The organism is Peribacillus sp. B-H-3 (assembly GCF_048572925.1).
Lineage (GTDB): Bacteria > Bacillota > Bacilli > Bacillales > DSM-1321 > Peribacillus.
In genome coordinates, this window is record NZ_CP183879.1 from 3,192,891 (window position 1) to 3,212,996 (window position 20,106).

Genomic DNA, 20,106 nt, shown 5'->3' on the forward strand with positions numbered 1-20,106 from the left:
ATATTGATTGTTTTTTAAATAGATTTCCTCTTTTCCGCTCATCATTTGGGCGGCTTTTTTATTTCCGGGCATGAGAAAAAAGACGAGCCGCCTCCTATGGTGTTATTGCCTTAGGAACAGCTAGTCTTTAGGGATTTTAAAACATCAATTTTACATATTTATCAAAATTCTGACGGGAATTCAGCTTCTCTTATACGTTCCTTCAGTACCTTAGCCATTTCAAGTTTCCTGCTCTCACTCCAGCTAAAAACTTCCTCCATATAGGCAATCACTCCCTCGCTCCACCTTTTTGCGCCAGCGATATCAAACAGGATAGCACCTGTTCTTCTTAACAGAAAATCATCTGGCGAAGCAGCACTTTCATCTTCAATCGCATAAACAAGCATAGCAAATATCTCTTTAGGCAGATGATATTTTTCTGCAAGGCTGCCTTTTTCACGATGGATTTGAAAGATCTTGCTGATATTCGACCCATATTTCTTAGCAAGTTTTTCAGCAGAGTCCCTTGACAATCCAGCTTGTGTGCCTTCTTCAATCCTATTTTCTATATAGCGTTGAAATTTTGATGCCCCGCCGACATCTCCTCCTGAAATCGGCATATGTTCCGTCTGGCAGTCATCAAATTTAATTCCGTACTCTTTTTCAAACTGCAGGGAAATCTTGTCAGTAACCTGCTTTGACATTTTCCTGTATCCCGTCAGTTTTCCTCCAGCAATGGTAATCAGGCCGGAATCCGAGACCCATATTTCGTCTTTTCTTGAGATTTCGGAAGGGTCTTTCCCGTCTTCATGGATGAGCGGCCGCACACCTGCCCAGCTTGATTCGACGTCATCTTCTGTAATGCCTACATCAGGGAACATGTAATGGATTGAATCCAGCAGATAATCTCTGTCTTCTTTGGTCATTTTTGGATTGACGGGATCATTTTCATAAAAGGTATCTGTTGTTCCTACATATGCTTTCCCTTCCCGCGGAATGGCAAATACCATCCTCTTATCGGGTGTATCAAAGTAAACTGCCTGCTTGAGCGGAAACCGTTTCTGATCGATCACGATATGGACGCCTTTCGTTAAATGAAGGGTCTTTCCTTTTTTCGAATGATCTTTTCCCCGTAAGTCATCGACCCATGGACCCGCCGCATTCACGATTTTTTTTGCCGAGATGGTGAATTCCTTTCCTGTCAGCATATCCTTGATTACAGCTCCAGCTATCCTCCCTTCCTTGTATACAAAATCAGTTACTTTGGCATAATTCAGAAGGTCAGCTCCAATATCCGCAGCCTTTTTTGCCACTTCAATCGTTAAACGCGCATCATCCGTTCGATATTCAACATAATATCCGCCCCCTTTCAAACCGGTTTTTTTGACCAAAGGCGCCTTGGAAAGTGTTTCTTCCCTTGAAAGCATCGTCCTTCTTTCCTTTCTTTTAACTCCTGCTAGAAAATCATAAACACGCAGCCCGACTGAAGTAGAAAACTTCCCGAAATTCCCTCCTTCATGAAATGGAAGCAGCATCCACTCCGGTGTTGTTACATGTGGACCATTTTCATAAACAATCGCTCTTTCTTTCCCTACTTCAGCTACTAAAGATACCTCCAGCTGCTTTAAATAACGCAAACCTCCATGAACGAGCTTTGTCGAACGGCTCGATGTTCCTGAAGCAAAATCCTGCATCTCCACCAGCGCCGTTTTAAGACCCCTTGACGCCGCATCAAGAGAAATGCCGCACCCGGTTATTCCTCCTCCTATTATTAATAAGTCATACTCTTTTGACTGCAGCTTATCTGTCACTTTCCCGCGATTTAAATTAGAAAACTTCATGCTATTTCCCCCTCATAGCTTCGTATAGTTATTTAATACCCTGATAGCCTTGCGTTTATGTTAAAAATGCATACAAAAAAGACCGCAGATCGCACAGCTGCCATATGCAGCCATGCCACTTGCGGTCTCTCCAATTCTCCAACCAATTTTATTAACTTATTTAAAGTATAACGCTTTCTTTTTCATTTGAAAAGCATTTTGCCCTGCAATCACTGTTCAGGGTTACTATACAGCTTCCAAAGCTCTAAATTGGAAGTGGTTATGGCAACCGCTCCGGAATTCAAGGCATTTTCTGCTTCCTGCCGGGTTCTTATAAAACCGCCTGCCATTATAGGAATGTTCACCTTTGACTTGATTTCTTCAATGATCCAAGGCATTGCACCCGGCAGAAGCTCAATAAAGTCAGGCTTTGTTTTTTCAATGAGCTGCAGGCTTTTTTCCAGCGCATGGGAATCGATCAAAAACATGCGCTGTATTGCTTTTATGCCCTTTTTCTTCGCTCTTTGAATCACACTTATTTTGGTGGAGATTAATCCGTAAGGCTTGTACTCCTGACAGATATATTCTGTTCCGTATTCGTCATTTTTAATTCCATGGATCAAATCCATATGGTAAATCATACTCTTGCCATGCTGTTCCGCCAATGCTGCAGCAGATTTTAACTGTGAGATATGTATTTCAAGGAAGGCTCCGATTTTAAATGGGCTTTCAAGGAATTTTTCAAATTCCTTCATGTTTCTTGAAGCGGGAATAATATGCTGCATGATTGTCCTCCCTTTCGGAAAGTATCCATTTTCCCATCATTTTATCATACTTTGGCCAATGCTTATTTATCAAATAACAAAAAAGGAGAAGGCATCTTCCCCTTTTAAGCTTCTTTTTTTCTTATTGCGGTCTTCTTTCTTGCTGTTTTTTTCTTTGCGGCAGGCTGTTTTGGCTTTGTTTTATCGATAGAGGCCTGCAGGGCAGCCATCAGGTCAGTAATATTACTTGCTTGCGGTTCTTTTTCTTTTGCGGTAACCGTCTTGCCTGATTTTTTGGACTCAATCAGCTCAAGAAGTGCTGTACGGTATTCGTCATGATATTTTTCTGGCTTAAACTCTGCCGTCAGCTGATCAATAAGCATGATGGCCGTTGATAATTCAGTATCTGAAATGGCATCCCCAGAAGGAATGCCAGGCACATCGGCTGCTGGCCGGACTTCATCAGGATAATGAATGGTTTCCATGATCAGTGTGTTTTCCATTACCCGGATTACTGCCATTTGTTCCTTTGAACGAATCATGATCTTTGCGAGACCTGCTTTGCCGGAAGATTCCAGCGCCTTCCGAAGGAGCGAATAAGCTTTTATTCCTCCTTCATTGGGAGACATATAATAGCTTTTATTGTAATAAATGGGGTCAATTTCTTCCAATTTCACAAAATCGATAATCTCGACTGCCTTTTCTTCATTCTCCTTTTTAAGCATAGTTAATTCTTCGTCTTCAAGAATCACATATTTCCCTTTTGTATATTCGTATGCCCTGACAATATCGTCCTTGCCCACTTCCTTGCTGCAGACAGGACAGACTTTTTCATATTTAATCGGGGAATGGCACTCTTTGTGCAAATTTCTAAGCGAAATGTCTTTATCTTCAGTCGCTGCATGCAGCTTGACCGGAATATTCACCAATCCAAAGCTTATGCTGCCTTTCCACATTGTGTGCATTTTTTTCACCTGCTGATTTTTTGTCTGCTCCTGTTACATACTTTCTGATGATTTCCGCTTCAGGCTCTCCCGTGTGCTTCTTTACCGGGTTTCCCGCAGGAGTCCGCACCTTCCGCCAACCGCCAATTTTTAACAGGGCTTTTATAAAAGAAGCTACTTTAAGTCTCCTTTATTAGGTATTGTGCACTGTTGCTTTCATTCCTTCCGTAAAAAAAATTGGCAATGCAAGTTTATGCTGATCTGGCACATCCTAAATGAACAAGCATTAGACAGGAGGGTTTTTCATGAAACCAATGCTTCCTACTTATAAAAGCGATCCCCCGCTTGGCGAGCCGTGGAGCTACGAAGTCAAATATGATGGGTTTAGGGGAATATTGACAATAGGTGAATCGCACACAGAGCTTCTAAGCCGGAATAATAAGAAGCTGCTGCCTAATTTTCCCGAAATACAAAGATACGCTGATTCAATAAGGCCAATGCTTGACGGTTACCTGCCTGTAAAACTGGACGGCGAACTGACTTGGCTTGTTAATCCATGCAAAAGCGATTTCATGCACCTGCAATGGAGAGGGAGATTAGGAAATTCGGAAGCCATTGAAAATGCCTCCTATGATTCCCCGGCGATATTTCTGGCATTTGATCTCATTGAATACAAAGGACAAAATCTTTTAAATACCGCTTACAGCGAACGCAAAAAACTCTTAAAAGAATTTATCAGAATTCCAGGCATACCAGAGTCACCTGATCCGCTGGATTCTGCCTGTATTCAATATATTCCTGCCTTCAGGGACTTCCATGCATTAATGGATCTGGTGATTTTATATGACGGTGAAGGAATTGTAGCAAAGCATGGAGCAAGCCTTTGGGAAGCAGGAAGGCGGACACAGGAATGGATAAAAATAAAAAACTGGCGGACTGTTTCCTGTTTTATCACTGAGCTCAATACAGCAAATGGCTACTTTTCCCTTGGTGTTTACCGGGGAAGTGAAATCATTTCCGTGGGTCAGGTAAAAAACGGCCTTCCGTCCCATGAAAGGGGTATTTTGGAACAGATTATAAAAAGTAATGCGGCAGGCAGTGATGGTGCTTCTCTTTTCATTCACCCTTCTATATGTGTATCTGTTCATTTTCTGCATTCTTATGATGAAAGTGAGCTTCGTGAGCCAAAGTTTCATAAAATTCTTGTAGAGGCACAACCCGATCATTGTACTTGGGAAGCATTCATAGAAGGACAGTTTACGTTTCCTGAAAGCTTTAAGATGACTTCTCCTGATAAGCCCATATGGAACACTGACAACGGGGGCATTATTACAAAGATAGAGTATTTACAGTATTTGAGGGATATATCCTCGTGGATGCTGCCTGGGTTATACAATAAAGCATTGACAACCATACGCTACCCTCATGGAATCATGTCTGAAGAACGGTTTTACCAGAAAAATGCGCCTGAATATACCCCTTCATTTGTCAATACGTTTAAGGAAGGAGATATCTCCTATATTCTTTGCAATGATATACAGACCCTGCTATGGCTGGGCAACCAGTTAGCCATTGAATTCCATGCACCCTTCCTTTCAGCAGGCAAAGAGATGCCGGATGAAATAGTACTCGACCTCGACCCTCCCTCATCCGCTTCGTTCCCGCTTGCAGTCAAAGCTGCGTCAGCCATCAAGAGATTTCTCGATTCCATTTCTATAAGCGGGGTATTAAAGACCTCGGGCAACAAAGGCCTGCAGATTCATATCCCGATCCCTGCCGATACATACAGCTATTCTGATACCCGTCTTTTCACGGATTTTCTGGCAGATTATTTATTAAACGCCTTTCCGGATGATTTCACGATTGAACGGATGAAAAAAAACAGACAAGGAAAGCTGTATCTTGATTTTGTTCAGCACGGGGAAGGAAAGACCATTATTGTCCCTTATTCTGCAAGGGGCAACAGCTTTGCGGGTGCAGCGACACCTCTTTATTGGGAAGAGCTGGAGAATGAGATTGCCATTGAAGATTTTACCATCAGAAATGCAGCCAAAAGGGTCAGAAGCCAGGGATGCCCTTTCAGAAATTACGAAGAGTACAGAGCAAATCAGCCATTTCAGGAGGTCATTTCTTTTTTAAATAAGCACAAAAAATAAGGTGCATCCTCGGATGCACCTTATTGTGTACCTATTTGAATGCTAAAATTTGTTCCCGCACCGAGTTTTCAAATTTTGAGTATACGTTGGTCTCTTTTGTGAATTTAGTTTCATGCAGAAGCTTGAATTTTGCCGTTTCTTCAAGGTCGACGGCTATGGATGCACGATACTCATATGTGGCGTTGCCAATCAAATCTATTTTATATTCTCCCGTTTTTTCATCCAAATGCACAGCACACTTTACTTTGCCGCCTGGATTAAAAACTTCTATTTCTTCTTCCACGTTAGCTTTGCCGTTCAAACAGGCGACAAGGCTTGAAGCAGACATTGCTGTTCCGCAGGCATTGGTAAATCCGACTCCTCTTTCAAATGTGCGGACAAAAATTTTATTTTCCCCAAGATGCCTTACAAAGCTTACATTTACCCCATCAGGAAAAAGCTCATTCGGCTTATTTACACTTTCGGCAAGTTCCTCCTGTATTCCAGAATCCAGGATTTCCTGTTCTACAATTGAAACAAGATGAGGGTTTGGCACAGCAAGGGCAGTAAATTGCAGGCTATCCGAAAGCACGGGAATCGTTTCATTTTCCAGGGATTCTTGCCCAAGCCGGAGCGGCAAATCGTTCAGCCTGAAAGAAACAGGTGATATTTCCACTTTAAAAGTAGGAATGCCTTCATAAATATCTGCGGTCCGTTCGACGGCAAGGTCTTTTTTCATTGTTTCAATTACTAATGTATCCTTGGAAACTGTTTCATGGACAAACCTTGCCACACAGCGCAAGCCATTTCCGCACATTGACGCCTCAGATCCATCAGCATTGAATACTCTCATCCGGGCATCCCCGCGGCTGCTCTTCATGACAAAAAGAATACCGTCTCCACCAAGGCTGCCTTTCCGATTGCATAAAGAAATGGCAAGCTTGCTTCTTTCATCATCTGTAAAGCTTATATCTTTAGTCAATTCATCGATTAATATAAAATCGTTGCCAGATCCATGGCATTTCAGTAAATCAATAATCATTCCAGCATCTCCAATCCATGTTTAACCCGGTGTTATTCTGTTCGCCTTAAAGGGTATATATGTATGTAATTCATTATACTATGCTGCTCTGCAAAAATTGAGTCTTACCTCCAGTATACTGATAATTTTTCTTGCGGCAAGCAAACAAGGGGCCATTTATTCGAACGAGCAAAAAAGCCCAAGGCAAAAAGGAGAGTGCCATCATGAAAATCCGTTCTGTATTTAAAAAGCATGTCTATTGGTTCCATCTATTTGTACCGGCAAAAGGACATGTCCTTTCGGAAGATTCCAATGGAAAGGTCATATCTGCAGAAGTTTCCATTTTGACAGAATCACAGCAATTAGTCTGGGAAGGTAAAATCCGCGTTTTCATCAATCAGTTTGGCACCTATCCGCAGCCTGAAGATCTAAATCGGATCCAAGCTTCCGATACAGCAAAGAAAATGCTACTTATTGAGCTAAGGCGGTACATCAAACCGCAAAAAGCTTTTTTATGATGAAGCAGCACTTCCTGAAAGCAGGCCGCTGGACCAGAAGAGTGCTTCTTTGCAGGCTTCAAAAACCTGGCTGCTGTCAAATCCCAGTGAGGCACACATCATTTCAGCGCTTTCCCAATTTGCCCCTTCCACTTCGATTGCCAAGTCCAGAATTTTTTTATAGATATTATTTTCTCCAAGCAGCGCCAGGGAAATTTCTTCATGCAGGGAAAGTTCCTGCAGTACATTCTTCATAGGAACCCCCATAATCGAATCCATCAGCGAAAACATGCCTGCCAGAAAAAAACCCGGTGCTGCCGTTCCTGCCTGGCTAAGTGAAGCAATTTTTTCACATGCCCTGGCCCTCGTCAGGCATATCCTGGCAATCTCACTAGATGCCTTCGATTGGCCCCCGCTATAGTCCCTTACAGCCAGTACAAAGATCCACTTTTGGATTTCAATCAATCCCAGAAAAACGATCGCCTGGCGAATCGAATTTATTTTATTTTTCGGCCTGAAAGATGGCATATTGATTAATTTAAGCAGCTTATAAGATAGAGATAAATCTTTCTCTATTAAACTTGTCAGATGATCGATATCCGGCTCGGGCAATGATAGAATCTGGATAATTTCATAATATGAATGAAAAAAGGGAGGTACATCATGTGTTGACAATATAATGGGCTTAGAGAAAAAATACCCTTGAAAATAATCGTAGCCTAATTTCTTTGCCAGCTCATATTCTTCCCTTGTTTCTACTTTTTCAGCCAGCAGTTTCAAATTAAGCAACCTGCAGATCGATTCTATTTGCTCTCTCATATTTTCTGGCGTATTCAGAAAATCCACTTTAATGATATCAGCTGTTTGCAGCAGTCTTTCTGAAAAGGGGTTTTCTTTATTAAAAACAAAGTCATCCAAAGCAATCTTATAGCCCTGTTTTTTAAGAGATAAACAAATGCCGATCAATTGCTCTGTCACAGGGACTGTTTCAAGAATCTCAACCACTATTTCCCTAGGAGGAAAGTATGTCGGCAGATTCAGTTCCAATAAGTTTTCAGTAAAGTTAATAAAGCATGGCTTTCCATCAGAAAGTCTGTCAATCCCAATGTTCAAAAAGCTGTTAATAATTACATCGGCAGTGGCCTGATCATGATTAACAGCATGATAGCTATTTTCCATACTATTGCGATACAATAATTCATAAGCAGTCAGTTCGTCATTTCTTCCAAAAATAGGCTGTCTGGCAACAAAAACTTCCATTTATAAACCCCTTTGTCATCCACGAATAATTATGCCTATATTTTAACAATAAAAGGAATATGTGTCTATTGGTATAAGAACAAATATTCAGGACAAAAAGCCAGTAAAACAGAAAAAGGAAGCAGATTTTACATATCTGCTTCCTTTTAAACTTCCAGCTCAGCTTATGGTGCTGATTATGAAATAGGCTAAAAATAGCACACCAATGATATAAAGCACCGGCGAAACTTCTTTTGCCTTGCCAATTACAATTTTCAAAATAGGATACATAATAAACCCGATGGCCATTCCGTCAGCTATGCTGAAAGTGAATGGAATCATGGCAATAATTAAAATGGCAGGGACACTTTCAGAAAAGTCCCCGAAATTCAAATGCTTGATATTTTCCATCATTAAAATCCCTATAATGATCAAGATAGGTGCAATGGCACTGTCAGGAATCACCTTGATGACTGGAATGAATAATATGGACACGATAAAAAGAATCCCGGTAATAACCGAAGTGAAACCAGTCCTGCCGCCAGATGCGATTCCAGCCGCTGTTTCTACAGTTGCCACCGTAGGGCTTGAACCTGCTAAGCCCGAAATCAATACAGAGATTCCAGTTGCCTGGAATGCCTTTTGATACTGTCCGGGTCTTTTAATGCTGTTCACATGTCCATGAACAAGACCGATATTTTCAAACACAAGTACCATTGTCATGATAAATACGGCTACCCAGAAATCAAAGCGGCCAGCTTCAGCAAAGGATAGAGACATAAAAACATCTCCGTAGGATGAAACATCCATGCCTTTAAACGAAACTCCTGAGAATGAAATGGTTCCAAGACAGTATGCTATGATACTGCCGGCAATGATCGTTATCAGAAAACTGCCTGGCACGTTTTTGATGAACAATGAAATGGCAATGATAAAGGTCAGCGCTGTTGCAATGACTTTGGGATCGCTGAAGCTTCCAAGCGCTAAAAGCGATGATGCACTCTTGGTGATCAAACCGCCTTTTTCAAGTCCAAGGAACATTAAAAATAATCCAAGTCCTACTGAAATGCCTTCTTTTAATGAATTTGGAATTGAATCACTGATAACTTTGGAAAAACGGGTAAAGGCGATAAACGCAAAGATGGCACCGGAAACAAATACAGCACCTAATGCAGATTGCCAGGATAGGCCCATTCCCTGGACCATCGTGTAGGCAAATAATGCATTAAGCCCCATTCCCGGCACAAGGATAATCGGGACATTTGCAAAGAACCCCATCAGGATGCAGCTTGCTGCAGACGTGACAATTGTCGCAACGATTGCACCGTTAAACGGAATGCCTGCTTCAGACAGAATCAGCGAATTTACCACGGTAATGTAGACAATGGTAAAATAACTCACTACCCCTGCAAGAATTTCTCTGCGGAATGTCGACCCATTTTCATGGATGTTAAAAAGCCTTTCAAAAATAGAACGATTCATAGTAGATTCCTTATTTAGTTTATCCCTCACCCACCCGTTTGTTACAGTGACAAACCACACTATGTGATTTTAACAGAAAAACACCGGAAATCAAACTATTCTCCCATTTTATCAGCGGACTGCTTGCTGCAGCCATTTTTTACACTTTGGCGGGTTGTTAATTTCCCCAGTTCATCCTGCCTGCAAACGCCCTCTGCAGACGCCCGGCTTCCCGAGCAAGGCATCTCCACGAAAAGTCCATCTAAAACCAGCACGCCGCCTTAATCCTCTGCAGCTTTAACGTAATCTATTATTTAAGAAATTCGTAGCCGTCAACGACTTTGTCAAGTTTACCGGTTTCAGGAGAGATGACAAGCCCGTGTACCGGGATATTTGCCGGAAGCAGCGGATGGTTCCGGATAATTTCGACACTGTTTTTAACACTTTCCTCTACACTGTCAAAGCCGCGGAGCCAGTTTTCCAAGTGAATGCCGGAGTTCTCCACCGTTTCAATTGTTTCTTCTGTAATGCCCCTGTCCTTCATTTTTCCAACCATCTTTTCACTGTTGATGGAGGACATTCCGCAATCATGGTGGCCAACTACAAATACCTCATCAGCATTCAATTCGTAAACGGCAACCATTATGCTCCTCATGGCACTTCCGAACGGATGGGAAACAACCGCACCCGCAGTTTTAATAACTTTGGCGTCTCCGTTTTTGAAGTTCATGGATTTAGGAAGCAGTTCAACAAGCCTTGTGTCCATGCAGCTTAGGACAACCATTCTTTTTTCAGGCAGCTTCCCTGCTTTATATTTTTCATATTCCTCTTCTTCCACAAATTTTTCGTTATATACTAATATTTCATCCAATAAAGACATACTATCACCTATTTTCTATGTATTTTTCTTGCTCATTATAATACAAAACAGACAAAATTGCTTTTTTTAAGAATCCTTCATGCAATCATGCAGTTCTTTTTTTAAGCTTTTTTCAATTTTTTCTATGATGCAAAACTGCTGCACAAAAACCAAGCACGGCCACTTTTTCTTCCATTTCGGCTGCTTCACTAAATGAGAGAACCGGAGTATTCATCTCCTTGAATCGCTCCCCCCACTCTATGGGCATCCAGCCTTTTTGAAACCTCACTATCTTTTTGCCGCTGCAAGTGCTTAATTCAAAATCATTGAGAAGCCCGCCGATGCTGACAGGAATCCAGTCTTCCCCGCTGGCTCCAGCAATCATGCCATTCACTTTAAAAAGGGATTTTTTCCATACTTCCTTAAAGGTCCCTATCAGCTGCCCTTCACCGTCTTTCATAACCACTTTGTTCAGCAGGCCCCAGCCGAAATTATACATACCAAGCAGTGTTCCCTTTGAGTCATACAATCCATACCTTTTAGGCAATACCAAGGAAACAGAGTTTGGAATCATCCACATATACCAGCTCATGTTCATGTCTCTTATTTCTCCTGCAAGTGCCCCGTTCGGTTCAAAAAGCAGTACCCTCAATGTAGGAGCCGGCATAAAGGCTGCCAGCAGATTTCTTTGCTCCCCCAGCGGCTTGCATGATGCTTCCGCTTCTTTTGGCAGTCCCTGTGCCCGGTTTTCGTATACTCTATATCCCGCAAAGCTTATTATGCTAAAAAGAATGAAGGGTGCTTCAATCTCCAGAATATTGCCCGTTAAAACCCCAGAAAGATGCAGTGCAAAGAAAGCTGCTGCCATGATTAAAGAAATCCAGGAAGTCCGGAAGCATATCTTAGCCGTTTTCACATAATAAGTCCGTATATTCATAATCTGCTCCTTGGGAGATTAATAGTATGCCTTAAGAATACATTAATAGACCGGCCGCTTGCCCGGCCTCCTAATGTATGTTCTACCTCTTTCATTCTATTCCTTTTTGAACTTTAATAGAATAAATAAAAAGCGGAAGCGCCTTATTCAAAGGATCAAAGACTAAGAACGCCGCGTCCTGCGGCAACGTCTTCGTGACCCCCATCCTGGGGGCCCTCAACCAGCATAAGACGCATCAGAATAGAAGGCGCTCTTTGCCTTCAATTCTGATGCGGCTTATGACCTCGAGAGGCTAGGCGCTGCAGCTGGATTGAATAAAAAGCGGAAGCGCCTTTTCTGAGGATCAAAGACTAAGAACGCCGCGTCCTGCGAAGCTTCTTTGTGACCCCCACCCTTTGAGCTCATATCGAGTATACAAGGTGCAAGAATAAAAAAAGTCCGTTAATGAACACCAAACATAAACAAAAAGGCATCCGGCAATGCGGATACCTTTTATGATTTTTATAGAATGCGGAATATAACGGGAATCTTATATTCTATACCCTCATACGACTTAACTGCCGCAATGATGGTAAAAACAATACCCGCTATCCCTATCACCGGCAGTGCAACAAATCCTATGAATACCAGGCAAAGTACCCCAGCGGCAGCTGTATAAATCGTATAGGAAATTAGAAAGTTAAAATATTCCCGTCCATGATAATCAATGAACTTAGAAGAATCTTTCTTTATCAGCCAAATAATCAATGGCCCTATGAAAACAGTAAAGAAACTGGCAACGTATATAAGCGCAGCCAATGATCTTTCATCACTTGATGGCATTTCCCTCTCCTCGCTTTCTTTATGATATTATACGCAAAAACTGTAAATAAGGCTCATATTTTTCCAGACTCCTCCTTTTTCTTGAAAATCAACATGTTCTTTTTTTGAGATACATATGTATGGATAAAAGGTTGTACAAAGTATCTTCTTATGAGGTGATGGTTTGTTGAATGGATTTCAAGCTTTAATACTAGGTATGATACAGGGATTGACGGAATTCCTTCCCATATCGAGCACCGGTCATCTGTATTTAGGAAGGCACCTCTTTCACCTGGATGATGCTGGCATTACGCTGGATACAATGCTGCACATCGGCACACTGCTTGCTCTTATCGCCGTGTACAAAGAGGATTTGTTTGCTTTAGTGAAGAAGCCCTTTTCCAAATTGACACTGTTGCTTATCGCAGGCACAATACCCGCTGTTTTTGCAGGACTGCTGCTGGGCGACTGGTTTGATGAGCTTTCCAAAACAGGAGTGACCATTGGATGGGAGTTCCTTGCGACAGGATTTATTTTATGGCTTGCAGACAGCGCCAAGGAAGGCAAAAAATCGATCAGCCAAATCACTGTAAAGGATGCCATCCTCATCGGCAGTTTTCAGGCTGCTGCAATCATGCCTGCATTATCCCGCTCAGGACTTACGATAGCTGCAGGATTATTATGCAAGCTTGATAGGGCGACTGCAGCTTATTTTTCTTTTCTTCTATCCATCCCTGCAATAACTGGCGGCATTGTGCTGCAAATCAAACCTGTTTTATTGGGACAGGCTGAGTATCTAAGCTTTCCAGCCCTTCTTGCCGGCACTCTTTCATCAGCTATTTTTGGATACATTGCTGTAGTATGGATGATAAATTATTTAAAAAGAAGATCTTTGAAAGTTTTTTCCATCTATGTATGGGCTCTAGGCGGGCTGATTTTGATTCTCCAATTTACGGGTGCCTTTTGAACGTGTTGGGGCTGCCTGAATTTCAATAAAAAGGATGCAGATTTATGCTGTTTTAAGGGGATTAAAATATATGTAAGAAAGGAGAAAAAATGTCTATACTTTTTCAGAATGCCATTGTCCATTCTGTCACCTCCCCTCCTTTGCAGGGAGGAGACGTATATGTGAGGGATGGAAAGATAAAGGATATCGGCCATTCACTTGAGCAAAAGTACAGCCATTATGCCCTAACAAGAATCGATTGCAGAACCATGCATCTTTTTCCTGGATTAATCGATGTTCACACACATATGGGGCTATACGATGAAGGCACTGGCTGGGCTGGCAATGACGCGAATGAAACCATCGAGCCGCTCACCCCCCAAATCCGCTCCATTGATGGGGTATACCCTCTCGATACGGCCTTTACTGATGCAATTTCAAACGGAATAACAACTGTTCAGGTGCTGCCTGGAAGTGCAAATGTGATTGGCGGGACTACATCTGTGATTAAGACTTTTGGAAACAATATTACTAAGATGCTTGTCAGGGAAACTTCCGGCCTTAAGATTGCACTCGGTGAAAACCCAAAAAAGATTCATAGTTCCTCAAGCAATGATTCCATTACACGAATGGGAATCATGGGAATGCTCAGGGAGGCATTTTCTGAAGCAAAACACTGTGATAATCCTGATACTTTCAGGGCTGCCCCGATCATTAAGGCCCTAAAGAGGGAGATCCCAGTCCGCATTCATGCACACAGGGCAGATGATATATTCTCTGCCATTCGTTTTGCTGAAGAATTCGAGCTGGATTTAAGAATTGAACACTGTACGGAAGGTCATTTGATAGCAGATGAACTGGCTGGCAGGCAGCTCAAAGTGTGTGTCGGTCCTACTCTTACCCGGAGATCCAAAGTCGAACTGAAAAATAAAAGCTGGAAAACGTATGAAGAATTGACTAAACGGGGTGTCGAGGTCTCCATTACCACGGACCACCCTTACACCCCGATCCAGTATTTGAACATATGCGCTTCCCTTGCCGTCCGGGAAGGTCTGTCTATTCAAAAAGCAGTTGAGGGCATAACTATTCTTGCTGCAAGAAATCTGGGACTGGAAAAAAGATTAGGAAGCATCGAGGCTGGAAAAGATGCCGATTTGGTCCTTTGGACACACCACCCTTTCCATTATCAGGCAAAGCCATTTATCACCATGATAAATGGAGAAATTGTATTCAAAAAAAAGTAGAAATTTGGTGAAAAAAATAGATAAAAACCTATTTTCAAATTCATTTTTTTTTAGTATTATACCTTCGTAAGGTATTTTTTTTTGAATATATTGCTTAAAAATAAAAATAGGGAAGGCAAATGGTGCGCCACCGGTTTCCGGTCCTAGTGGGTTCGATTCCCACCCCGAAATTTTTTGATGCATTACTTAAAAAATTTCGAGGGTGAGAGTAGAGCAGATGCTTGGAATCTGCCCTCAAGCGGAGGGACGGAAATGTTAAAAAAGAGAGATTTTACAGATTGTCATCCTCTTTACGAGTTGATTACGCATCCAGATGTCTTCCCTTTCGTGCGCCAAAAAGTTGATTCATATGAAGAATATGTATTCGTCACAAAGCAAACGATGGAAGCTGAAGAATCGGGCCAATTGATTTCCCGCACGATAACCGATGAATGGGAAAATCCGATTGGTACGATATCCCTTTTTGATGTACAGGATTCTGCCGGTTTTCTTGGGACCTGGCTTGGCAAGCCTTACCATGGAAAAGGTTATAATGCCATGGCAAAAGAAGCCTTCTTCAACGAGCTTTTCTTTGAACTAAACATTGAAACTGTGTTCATGAGAATCCGTAAAAAAAATCTGCGTTCTATTGGTGCTGCCGAAAAGCTTCCATATGCAGTCAAAGCCAACGAATCAAGGAAATATATGTATGATGCCATTAACGAAAACGGCGATATTTTCGATTTGTATGAAATTCCAAAGGATTTGTACACCCTCCATATTCTAAGACAGCAGCAGGATGATGATTCACAGCAACTGCTTGAAGCATAATTTTATAAGTTCGCTGCTATAACACCACTAGGGGATTGGCAATTGCGCCAATCCCCCTTTTCTTGTTCTCCTCAGCTATTATCACAGTCATCAACAAACACAGCCCGAATACGCAGAAAAAAACACAAAAGTTATCTCCAGGAATAAAAAATCAGCCCGGGAGGCTTCTGTGTTTTTTGTTTTTTCATTTAGGCTCTTTTCTTAAAGGTTGTTGTTTATTAATGAGGAGTTCTGCGAGGTGAACCCATTGTTAAAACAGGTTGATTGGAGCGCAAGGTGCGAGACTCCTGCTTAGATTAGCGGGACAGGTGAGATCCGCAGGCGCAGCTGAGGATTCTCACCGCCCGCAGAAAGCGAGCATCCTGAAGCGGAAATCAGCCACCTTGTTCCATGCAACAAATTTTACGAAAACAGCCTTCATTTATAAGCTAGAACTTTTACTGTCACTCTCAATCAATTCTTCGTACAGCTTGCGGACCACATAGGTTTTATATGATTCGAGCTTTCTTCTTTCAGCAGGATGCTTTGTAATCCCTTTTGCTTTTAATTGAGCCAAAAACCAGCCTTTTGAATATTTATAGGCCAATAGCATCTACCCCCTCATGCGCGTTTTACAAGATATGCGCATGAGGGGCGTTTCATGTATGTTCTAGCGGTTTTTCATCATGCCGTTAAGCAGTTCATACATTTCATGAGCGGTTTTAAAAGGACGCTCTTTTTTCATTTTATCTTTATACAAAGCAGTCTTCTCCTGTAAGGTATGAAGTGCAGCTTCGAAATTTTGATATGTTGCGTTTTCTTCCTGCAGTACCTTCGCGAAGCCTTGTTTTTCAAAGCTTGCGGCATTGAGGATTTGATCTCCTCGCGAGGCCTGTGCGCTTAATGGAATCAGCAGCATCGGTTTTTGGAGGCCGAGAAATTCAAAAATCGAATTGGAGCCTGCTCTTGAAACGATCACATCAGAGGCAGCCAGCAGGTCGAAAAGCTCTTCATGGACAAATTCAAATGGGCAATAGCCTTTTCTTTTCAGATGCTCCTTCACATTTCCTTTTCCGCAAATATGGATAATCTGATAAGAATTCAGCAGTTCATCAAGATTTTCTGTAATCAGATTATTGATCTTCACTGCCCCGAGGCTTCCGCCCATAACCAAAAGCACTGGCCTGCTGCTGTCAAAACCGCAGAATATCTTTCCTTTTGCTGCATTTCCCTTAAAAATGCCATCCCGCAAAACGGCTCCTATGTACATGGCTTTTTGCTCCGGCAGGTTAGCGGCAGTCTCCTGGAACGTTGTGAAAATTTTTGACGCAAATGGCATGGCAATTTTATTGGCAAGCCCTGGAGTATAATCTGATTCATGAATTAAAATTGGGATTTTTAGCATTTTCCCTGCAAGGACTACAGGAACTGAAACAAATCCTCCTTTTGAAAATATGAACTCAGGGCGGACTTCTTTTAAAATTCTTCGTGCATCGAAGATTCCCTTGATTACTTTAAACGGATCTTTCAGATTTTGAAGAGACAGGTATCTCCTTAATTTTCCCACAGCAACGGTACGATAGCTGATTTGAGGAAATTCCTTTTCAATGATGGATTTTTCAATTCCCTGCTCTGATCCAATATAGGTTACATCCCAGCTGTTTTCTATAAATTCAGGGATGATGGCAGCATTGACCGATACATGTCCTGCTGATCCTCCGCCCGTAAAAACGATTTTCTTTTTCATTTATTTCACCTTCCGCAACCAAAAATGTTTTCCCTTCATATTACCATAGTTGAAGCCGGCTGAAATGGCGAATCTTGAATTTTCTTTTGTCAATATAAGCAAAGGCGGGAAAAGAAATTCAAGAATACGCCAGATCTCCTGAATTAGATCAAGTACACCGCTCGCTGCCTTCCCTCCCCCCATATTTAAAATATTTACCTCCCGCAGACTAAGCAATCTTCAACAGACTCTATGAATTCAATGAAAAAATGTTATAATGCAATCATTCGCAAAAATGTAAATCGAGGTAACAGCATGAAGCAAACTTATACAAAAGCAGAAAAATTCCGCCAGCTGCTAGTAATACTCCTCCCCATCCTTGTCACACAAATGGGAATGTACGCAATGAATTTTTTTGATATCATGATGTCTGGCAAATATAATACTTCACATGTAGCAGGTGTTTCTATAGGGAGTTCCTTATGGGTCCCGGTAAATACAGGGCTATGCGGGATATTGCTCGCCATTACACCTATTGTTTCCCAGTACATCGGCTCGAAAAACCATAAAGCAGTACCTGTTTCAGTCATTCAAGGAGTGTATTTATCTGCTTGTATGGCCATTATCATAACAATCATCGGCATGTTCGTCCTGGATCCTGTACTCAATGGCATGAGTTTGTCTCCTGCTGTCAAAGAAGTGGCGCACGATTATCTTGCAGCTCTTGCACTGGGCATCCTTCCGCTTTTTATGTACAATGTCCTTCGATCATTCATTGATTCACTGGGCCAAACAAGAATTTCCATGTTCATTACTCTTTTTTCCCTGCCGGTAAATGTCCTGTTCAATTACCTCTTAATTTATGGGAAATTTGGTTTTCCAGAGCTTGGGGGCGTTGGTTCGGGCTATGCAACAGCCATTTCCTATTGGATGATCTTTTTCATCGCGGTGATTGTCGTTCACAGGATGCGTCCTTTTTCCGGATATAAAGTATTTCATTCTTTTCCAAAAGTATCGTTTGCTGAGTGGCGGATGATTCTGAAAATCGGCATGCCAATCGGATTTTCGATTTTCTTTGAAACCAGCATCTTTTCTGCAGTGACACTGTTCATGAGCAATTATGATACAATAACGATTGCTTCTCACCAAGTGGCAATTAATTTCGCTTCATTCCTTTACATGCTGCCACTCAGCATTTCAATGGCACTGACAATCATTATAGGCTTTGAGGTCGGTGCCGGCCGTTATATGGATGCAAAACAATACAGTTTGATTGGAATTTCCTCGGCACTATTCCTGTCTCTGCTATGCGCGTGCATCATTTTCTTTTTCAGGGAAAACGTTGCTTCCCTTTATACAAACGATTCTGTCGTCATGAAAATGACCGCACACTTTTTAATTTACGCAATCTTTTTTCAGATTTCCGATGCCGTGCAGGCACCTATTCAGGGAATTCTACGGGGTTATAAAGACGTCAATATTACGTTCATCATGACACTTGTGTCATATTGGATAATCGGCCTTCCAACTGGATACCTTTTCGCCCATTATACAGCGCTCGGACCTTTTGGATATTGGATCGGCTTGATCGCAGGACTGGCATTTGGAGCCGCCGGACTGACAAGCAGGCTCCTTAGCCTGCAGCGAAAAAAATATGCCGGGCGCGGATAAATGATAAAAGATTTTTGATTCTAGTGAGTATCATCTGACAGCGAAAAAAGACTCCGCCGTGGAGTCTTTTTTCATTTGTGGAATATTTTAGCAAGGACATCCTTGCCTCCTGTAACGGGAATGATGCTTCCTGTGATAAAGTCTGATTGCTGATCACAAAGGAAACTGATGACCCGTGCGAGGTCCTGCCCTGTGCCAGGCCTTCCGACTGGAACAGTATCATCGGAAATGTCCGCTGCCTCAATGATATCTTTTTCTTTCCATTCCTGGGTGATGTCTCCAGGACAAACCATATTCACCGTAATTCCATATGGAGCCTCTTCAAGTGCCAGGGTTTTGGTCAATGAAGTTAAACCGCTTTTTGCTGCAGCAAAGGCAGAACGGTATATCCAAGCAGGTGCTGTATCACTTCGCTCAAAACCGAACGATATCACTCTTCCCCACAAATTCTTCCTCATGCTGGGGATGATCTCTTTTGCCATATAGAAAAATCCGTTCAAGTTTCCGTTCATAAGATAGTTCCATTCCTCGCTCGTGTAATCAGCCATCGGTTTGCGCTCTTGAATATAAGGGCCGGCATTGTGAATGAAAATATCTATTTTACCGAAACTCTCTATAACTGCACCCACAGCCCTGGCACAATCCTCTTCAATCGAAGCATCCGCTTGTATTGCCATGGCCCGGACGCCAAAGGAGGAAGTGATATCTTCAATTACACGTTCTGCTTCTTTCCTGCTTTTCCTGTAGGTTATGATAACAGCCGCTCCTGAGCCTGCAAGCATATAGGCGGTCTTTTTGCCGATGCCTGTTGCCCCCCCGGTTATTAACGCTACTTTTCCATCCACAGTAATACCTCTTCATTTAGTGACTTTTCTTATAGTTTATTATACATAAAAATTTTTCATTCTCTACTTTTAATGGTTTCCTCCCGCATATTCCGTTTTCTTCGTCAACCGTATATTAACGTATAGGCAAAGTCCAGCATACGATAACACAACAAAGAAAAAGGATGTGCGGAGATGCAGACCGTGATTAATATTTACAGCCTGAAGATTAATAATATTTCAAGCAACGGAAGTATTAACATTGGGGAATCACTTCATAATTCACCCACTGCCAATACCAAGTCACAGGGCCAAAATTCTTCTTACGGTGATTTTGCCCCTCCACACGCAGTCATGGAAAACGTCTTTATCGACCCTGACCTAAACGATCAAGGTGATGTTTTGGATTCAACACCAGTAGTTTCCAGTCAATTGTAAAGGATGAATGT

General features: G+C 42.0%; 20 protein-coding genes. 7 read left to right on the plus strand and 13 right to left on the minus strand.

What is annotated here, in order from left to right; translation table 11 throughout:
* Positions 1-161: 161 nt before the first annotated feature.
* The 3 genes from ACN6MY_RS15835 to ACN6MY_RS15845 all read right to left on the minus strand — a co-directional run bounded on the left by ACN6MY_RS15835 (position 162) and on the right by ACN6MY_RS15845 (position 3,528).
* A complete protein-coding gene (locus tag ACN6MY_RS15835; RefSeq protein WP_419881054.1) occupies positions 162-1,820 on the minus strand; it encodes a glycerol-3-phosphate dehydrogenase/oxidase in 1,659 nt (552 codons plus the stop codon).
* A gap of 209 nt (positions 1,821-2,029) precedes the next feature.
* Positions 2,030-2,584 (minus strand): glycerol-3-phosphate responsive antiterminator, encoded by a 555-nt coding sequence (locus ACN6MY_RS15840; RefSeq protein WP_419881055.1) that lies wholly within the window; start codon positions 2,582-2,584, stop codon positions 2,030-2,032.
* Positions 2,585-2,688: 104 nt separating this feature from the next.
* Positions 2,689-3,528 (minus strand): Ku protein, encoded by an 840-nt coding sequence (locus ACN6MY_RS15845; RefSeq protein ID WP_071353381.1) that lies wholly within the window; start codon positions 3,526-3,528, stop codon positions 2,689-2,691.
* Between the two features lie 284 nt (positions 3,529-3,812).
* On the opposite strand from ACN6MY_RS15845, the gene ligD reads away from it, so the two are divergent.
* Entirely contained in the window at positions 3,813-5,663 is a 1,851-nt protein-coding gene (ligD, locus tag ACN6MY_RS15850) for a DNA ligase D (protein ID WP_419881056.1), read from the plus strand.
* Positions 5,664-5,694: 31 nt separating this feature from the next.
* Here ligD and dapF read toward each other — a convergent pair whose 3' ends face one another.
* The gene (dapF, locus tag ACN6MY_RS15855; RefSeq protein WP_419881057.1) at positions 5,695-6,684 is read right to left on the minus strand and encodes a diaminopimelate epimerase; all 990 of its coding nucleotides are present in this window, start codon (positions 6,682-6,684) and stop codon (positions 5,695-5,697) included.
* A 203-nt stretch (positions 6,685-6,887) separates the two neighbouring features.
* Between dapF and ACN6MY_RS15860 the strand changes: the two genes are divergently transcribed.
* Positions 6,888-7,181, plus strand: coding sequence for a hypothetical protein (locus tag ACN6MY_RS15860; protein ID WP_419881058.1), 294 nt, complete (start codon positions 6,888-6,890; stop codon positions 7,179-7,181).
* Here ACN6MY_RS15860 and ACN6MY_RS15865 read toward each other — a convergent pair.
* The 6 genes from ACN6MY_RS15865 to ACN6MY_RS15890 form a co-directional block, all read right to left on the minus strand.
* Positions 7,176-8,420, minus strand: a complete 1,245-nt coding sequence (locus tag ACN6MY_RS15865; protein WP_419881059.1) for an EAL and HDOD domain-containing protein — start codon at positions 8,418-8,420, stop codon at positions 7,176-7,178. The genes ACN6MY_RS15860 and ACN6MY_RS15865 overlap by 6 nt on opposite strands.
* Before the next feature lie 159 nt (positions 8,421-8,579).
* A complete protein-coding gene (locus ACN6MY_RS15870) occupies positions 8,580-9,881 on the minus strand; it encodes an NCS2 family permease (RefSeq protein ID WP_419881060.1) in 1,302 nt (433 codons plus the stop codon).
* Between the two features lie 95 nt (positions 9,882-9,976).
* Positions 9,977-10,135 carry a hypothetical protein gene (locus ACN6MY_RS15875; protein WP_419881061.1) on the minus strand — a complete coding sequence of 53 codons (159 nt, stop codon included), beginning with the start codon at positions 10,133-10,135 and terminating at the stop codon, positions 9,977-9,979.
* A 35-nt stretch (positions 10,136-10,170) separates the two neighbouring features.
* Entirely contained in the window at positions 10,171-10,740 is a 570-nt protein-coding gene (locus ACN6MY_RS15880) for a beta-class carbonic anhydrase (RefSeq protein ID WP_419881062.1), read from the minus strand.
* Between the two features lie 112 nt (positions 10,741-10,852).
* Positions 10,853-11,656 (minus strand): hypothetical protein, encoded by an 804-nt coding sequence (locus ACN6MY_RS15885; RefSeq protein WP_419881063.1) that lies wholly within the window; start codon positions 11,654-11,656, stop codon positions 10,853-10,855.
* Between the two features lie 501 nt (positions 11,657-12,157).
* A complete protein-coding gene (locus ACN6MY_RS15890) occupies positions 12,158-12,478 on the minus strand; it encodes a DUF4870 domain-containing protein (RefSeq protein ID WP_419881064.1) in 321 nt (106 codons plus the stop codon).
* 196 nt (positions 12,479-12,674) lie between these two features.
* On the opposite strand from ACN6MY_RS15890, the gene ACN6MY_RS15895 reads away from it, so the two are divergent.
* From ACN6MY_RS15895 to ACN6MY_RS15905, 3 genes are all read left to right on the plus strand, one after another.
* Positions 12,675-13,424: an undecaprenyl-diphosphate phosphatase gene (locus ACN6MY_RS15895; RefSeq protein WP_419884186.1), complete on the plus strand. Its 750-nt coding sequence runs from the start codon at positions 12,675-12,677 to the stop codon at positions 13,422-13,424.
* Positions 13,425-13,513: 89 nt separating this feature from the next.
* Positions 13,514-14,647, plus strand: a complete 1,134-nt coding sequence (locus ACN6MY_RS15900; RefSeq protein ID WP_419881065.1) for an amidohydrolase — start codon at positions 13,514-13,516, stop codon at positions 14,645-14,647.
* 252 nt (positions 14,648-14,899) lie between these two features.
* The gene (locus ACN6MY_RS15905) at positions 14,900-15,457 is read left to right on the plus strand and encodes a GNAT family N-acetyltransferase (protein WP_419881066.1); all 558 of its coding nucleotides are present in this window, start codon (positions 14,900-14,902) and stop codon (positions 15,455-15,457) included.
* A gap of 421 nt (positions 15,458-15,878) precedes the next feature.
* On the opposite strand, the gene ACN6MY_RS15910 is transcribed toward ACN6MY_RS15905, so the two are convergent.
* Both ACN6MY_RS15910 and ACN6MY_RS15915 read right to left on the minus strand, forming a co-directional pair.
* On the minus strand, positions 15,879-16,043 hold the full coding sequence (locus ACN6MY_RS15910; protein ID WP_419881067.1) for a YflJ family protein: 165 nt from the start codon (positions 16,041-16,043) through the stop codon (positions 15,879-15,881).
* Between the two features lie 63 nt (positions 16,044-16,106).
* Positions 16,107-17,183: an undecaprenyldiphospho-muramoylpentapeptide beta-N-acetylglucosaminyltransferase gene (locus tag ACN6MY_RS15915; RefSeq protein WP_419881068.1), complete on the minus strand. Its 1,077-nt coding sequence runs from the start codon at positions 17,181-17,183 to the stop codon at positions 16,107-16,109.
* Positions 17,184-17,477: 294 nt separating this feature from the next.
* Between ACN6MY_RS15915 and ACN6MY_RS15920 the strand changes: the two genes are divergently transcribed.
* The gene (locus ACN6MY_RS15920; protein ID WP_419881069.1) at positions 17,478-18,833 is read left to right on the plus strand and encodes an MATE family efflux transporter; all 1,356 of its coding nucleotides are present in this window, start codon (positions 17,478-17,480) and stop codon (positions 18,831-18,833) included.
* A 71-nt stretch (positions 18,834-18,904) separates the two neighbouring features.
* Here the strand turns inward: ACN6MY_RS15920 and ACN6MY_RS15925 are convergent, their stop codons facing one another.
* Positions 18,905-19,678 (minus strand): SDR family oxidoreductase, encoded by a 774-nt coding sequence (locus ACN6MY_RS15925; RefSeq protein WP_419881070.1) that lies wholly within the window; start codon positions 19,676-19,678, stop codon positions 18,905-18,907.
* A gap of 174 nt (positions 19,679-19,852) precedes the next feature.
* On the opposite strand from ACN6MY_RS15925, the gene ACN6MY_RS15930 reads away from it, so the two are divergent.
* Positions 19,853-20,095 (plus strand): spore germination protein, encoded by a 243-nt coding sequence (locus ACN6MY_RS15930; RefSeq protein ID WP_071352628.1) that lies wholly within the window; start codon positions 19,853-19,855, stop codon positions 20,093-20,095.
* The last annotated feature ends 11 nt before the right edge of the window (positions 20,096-20,106 follow it).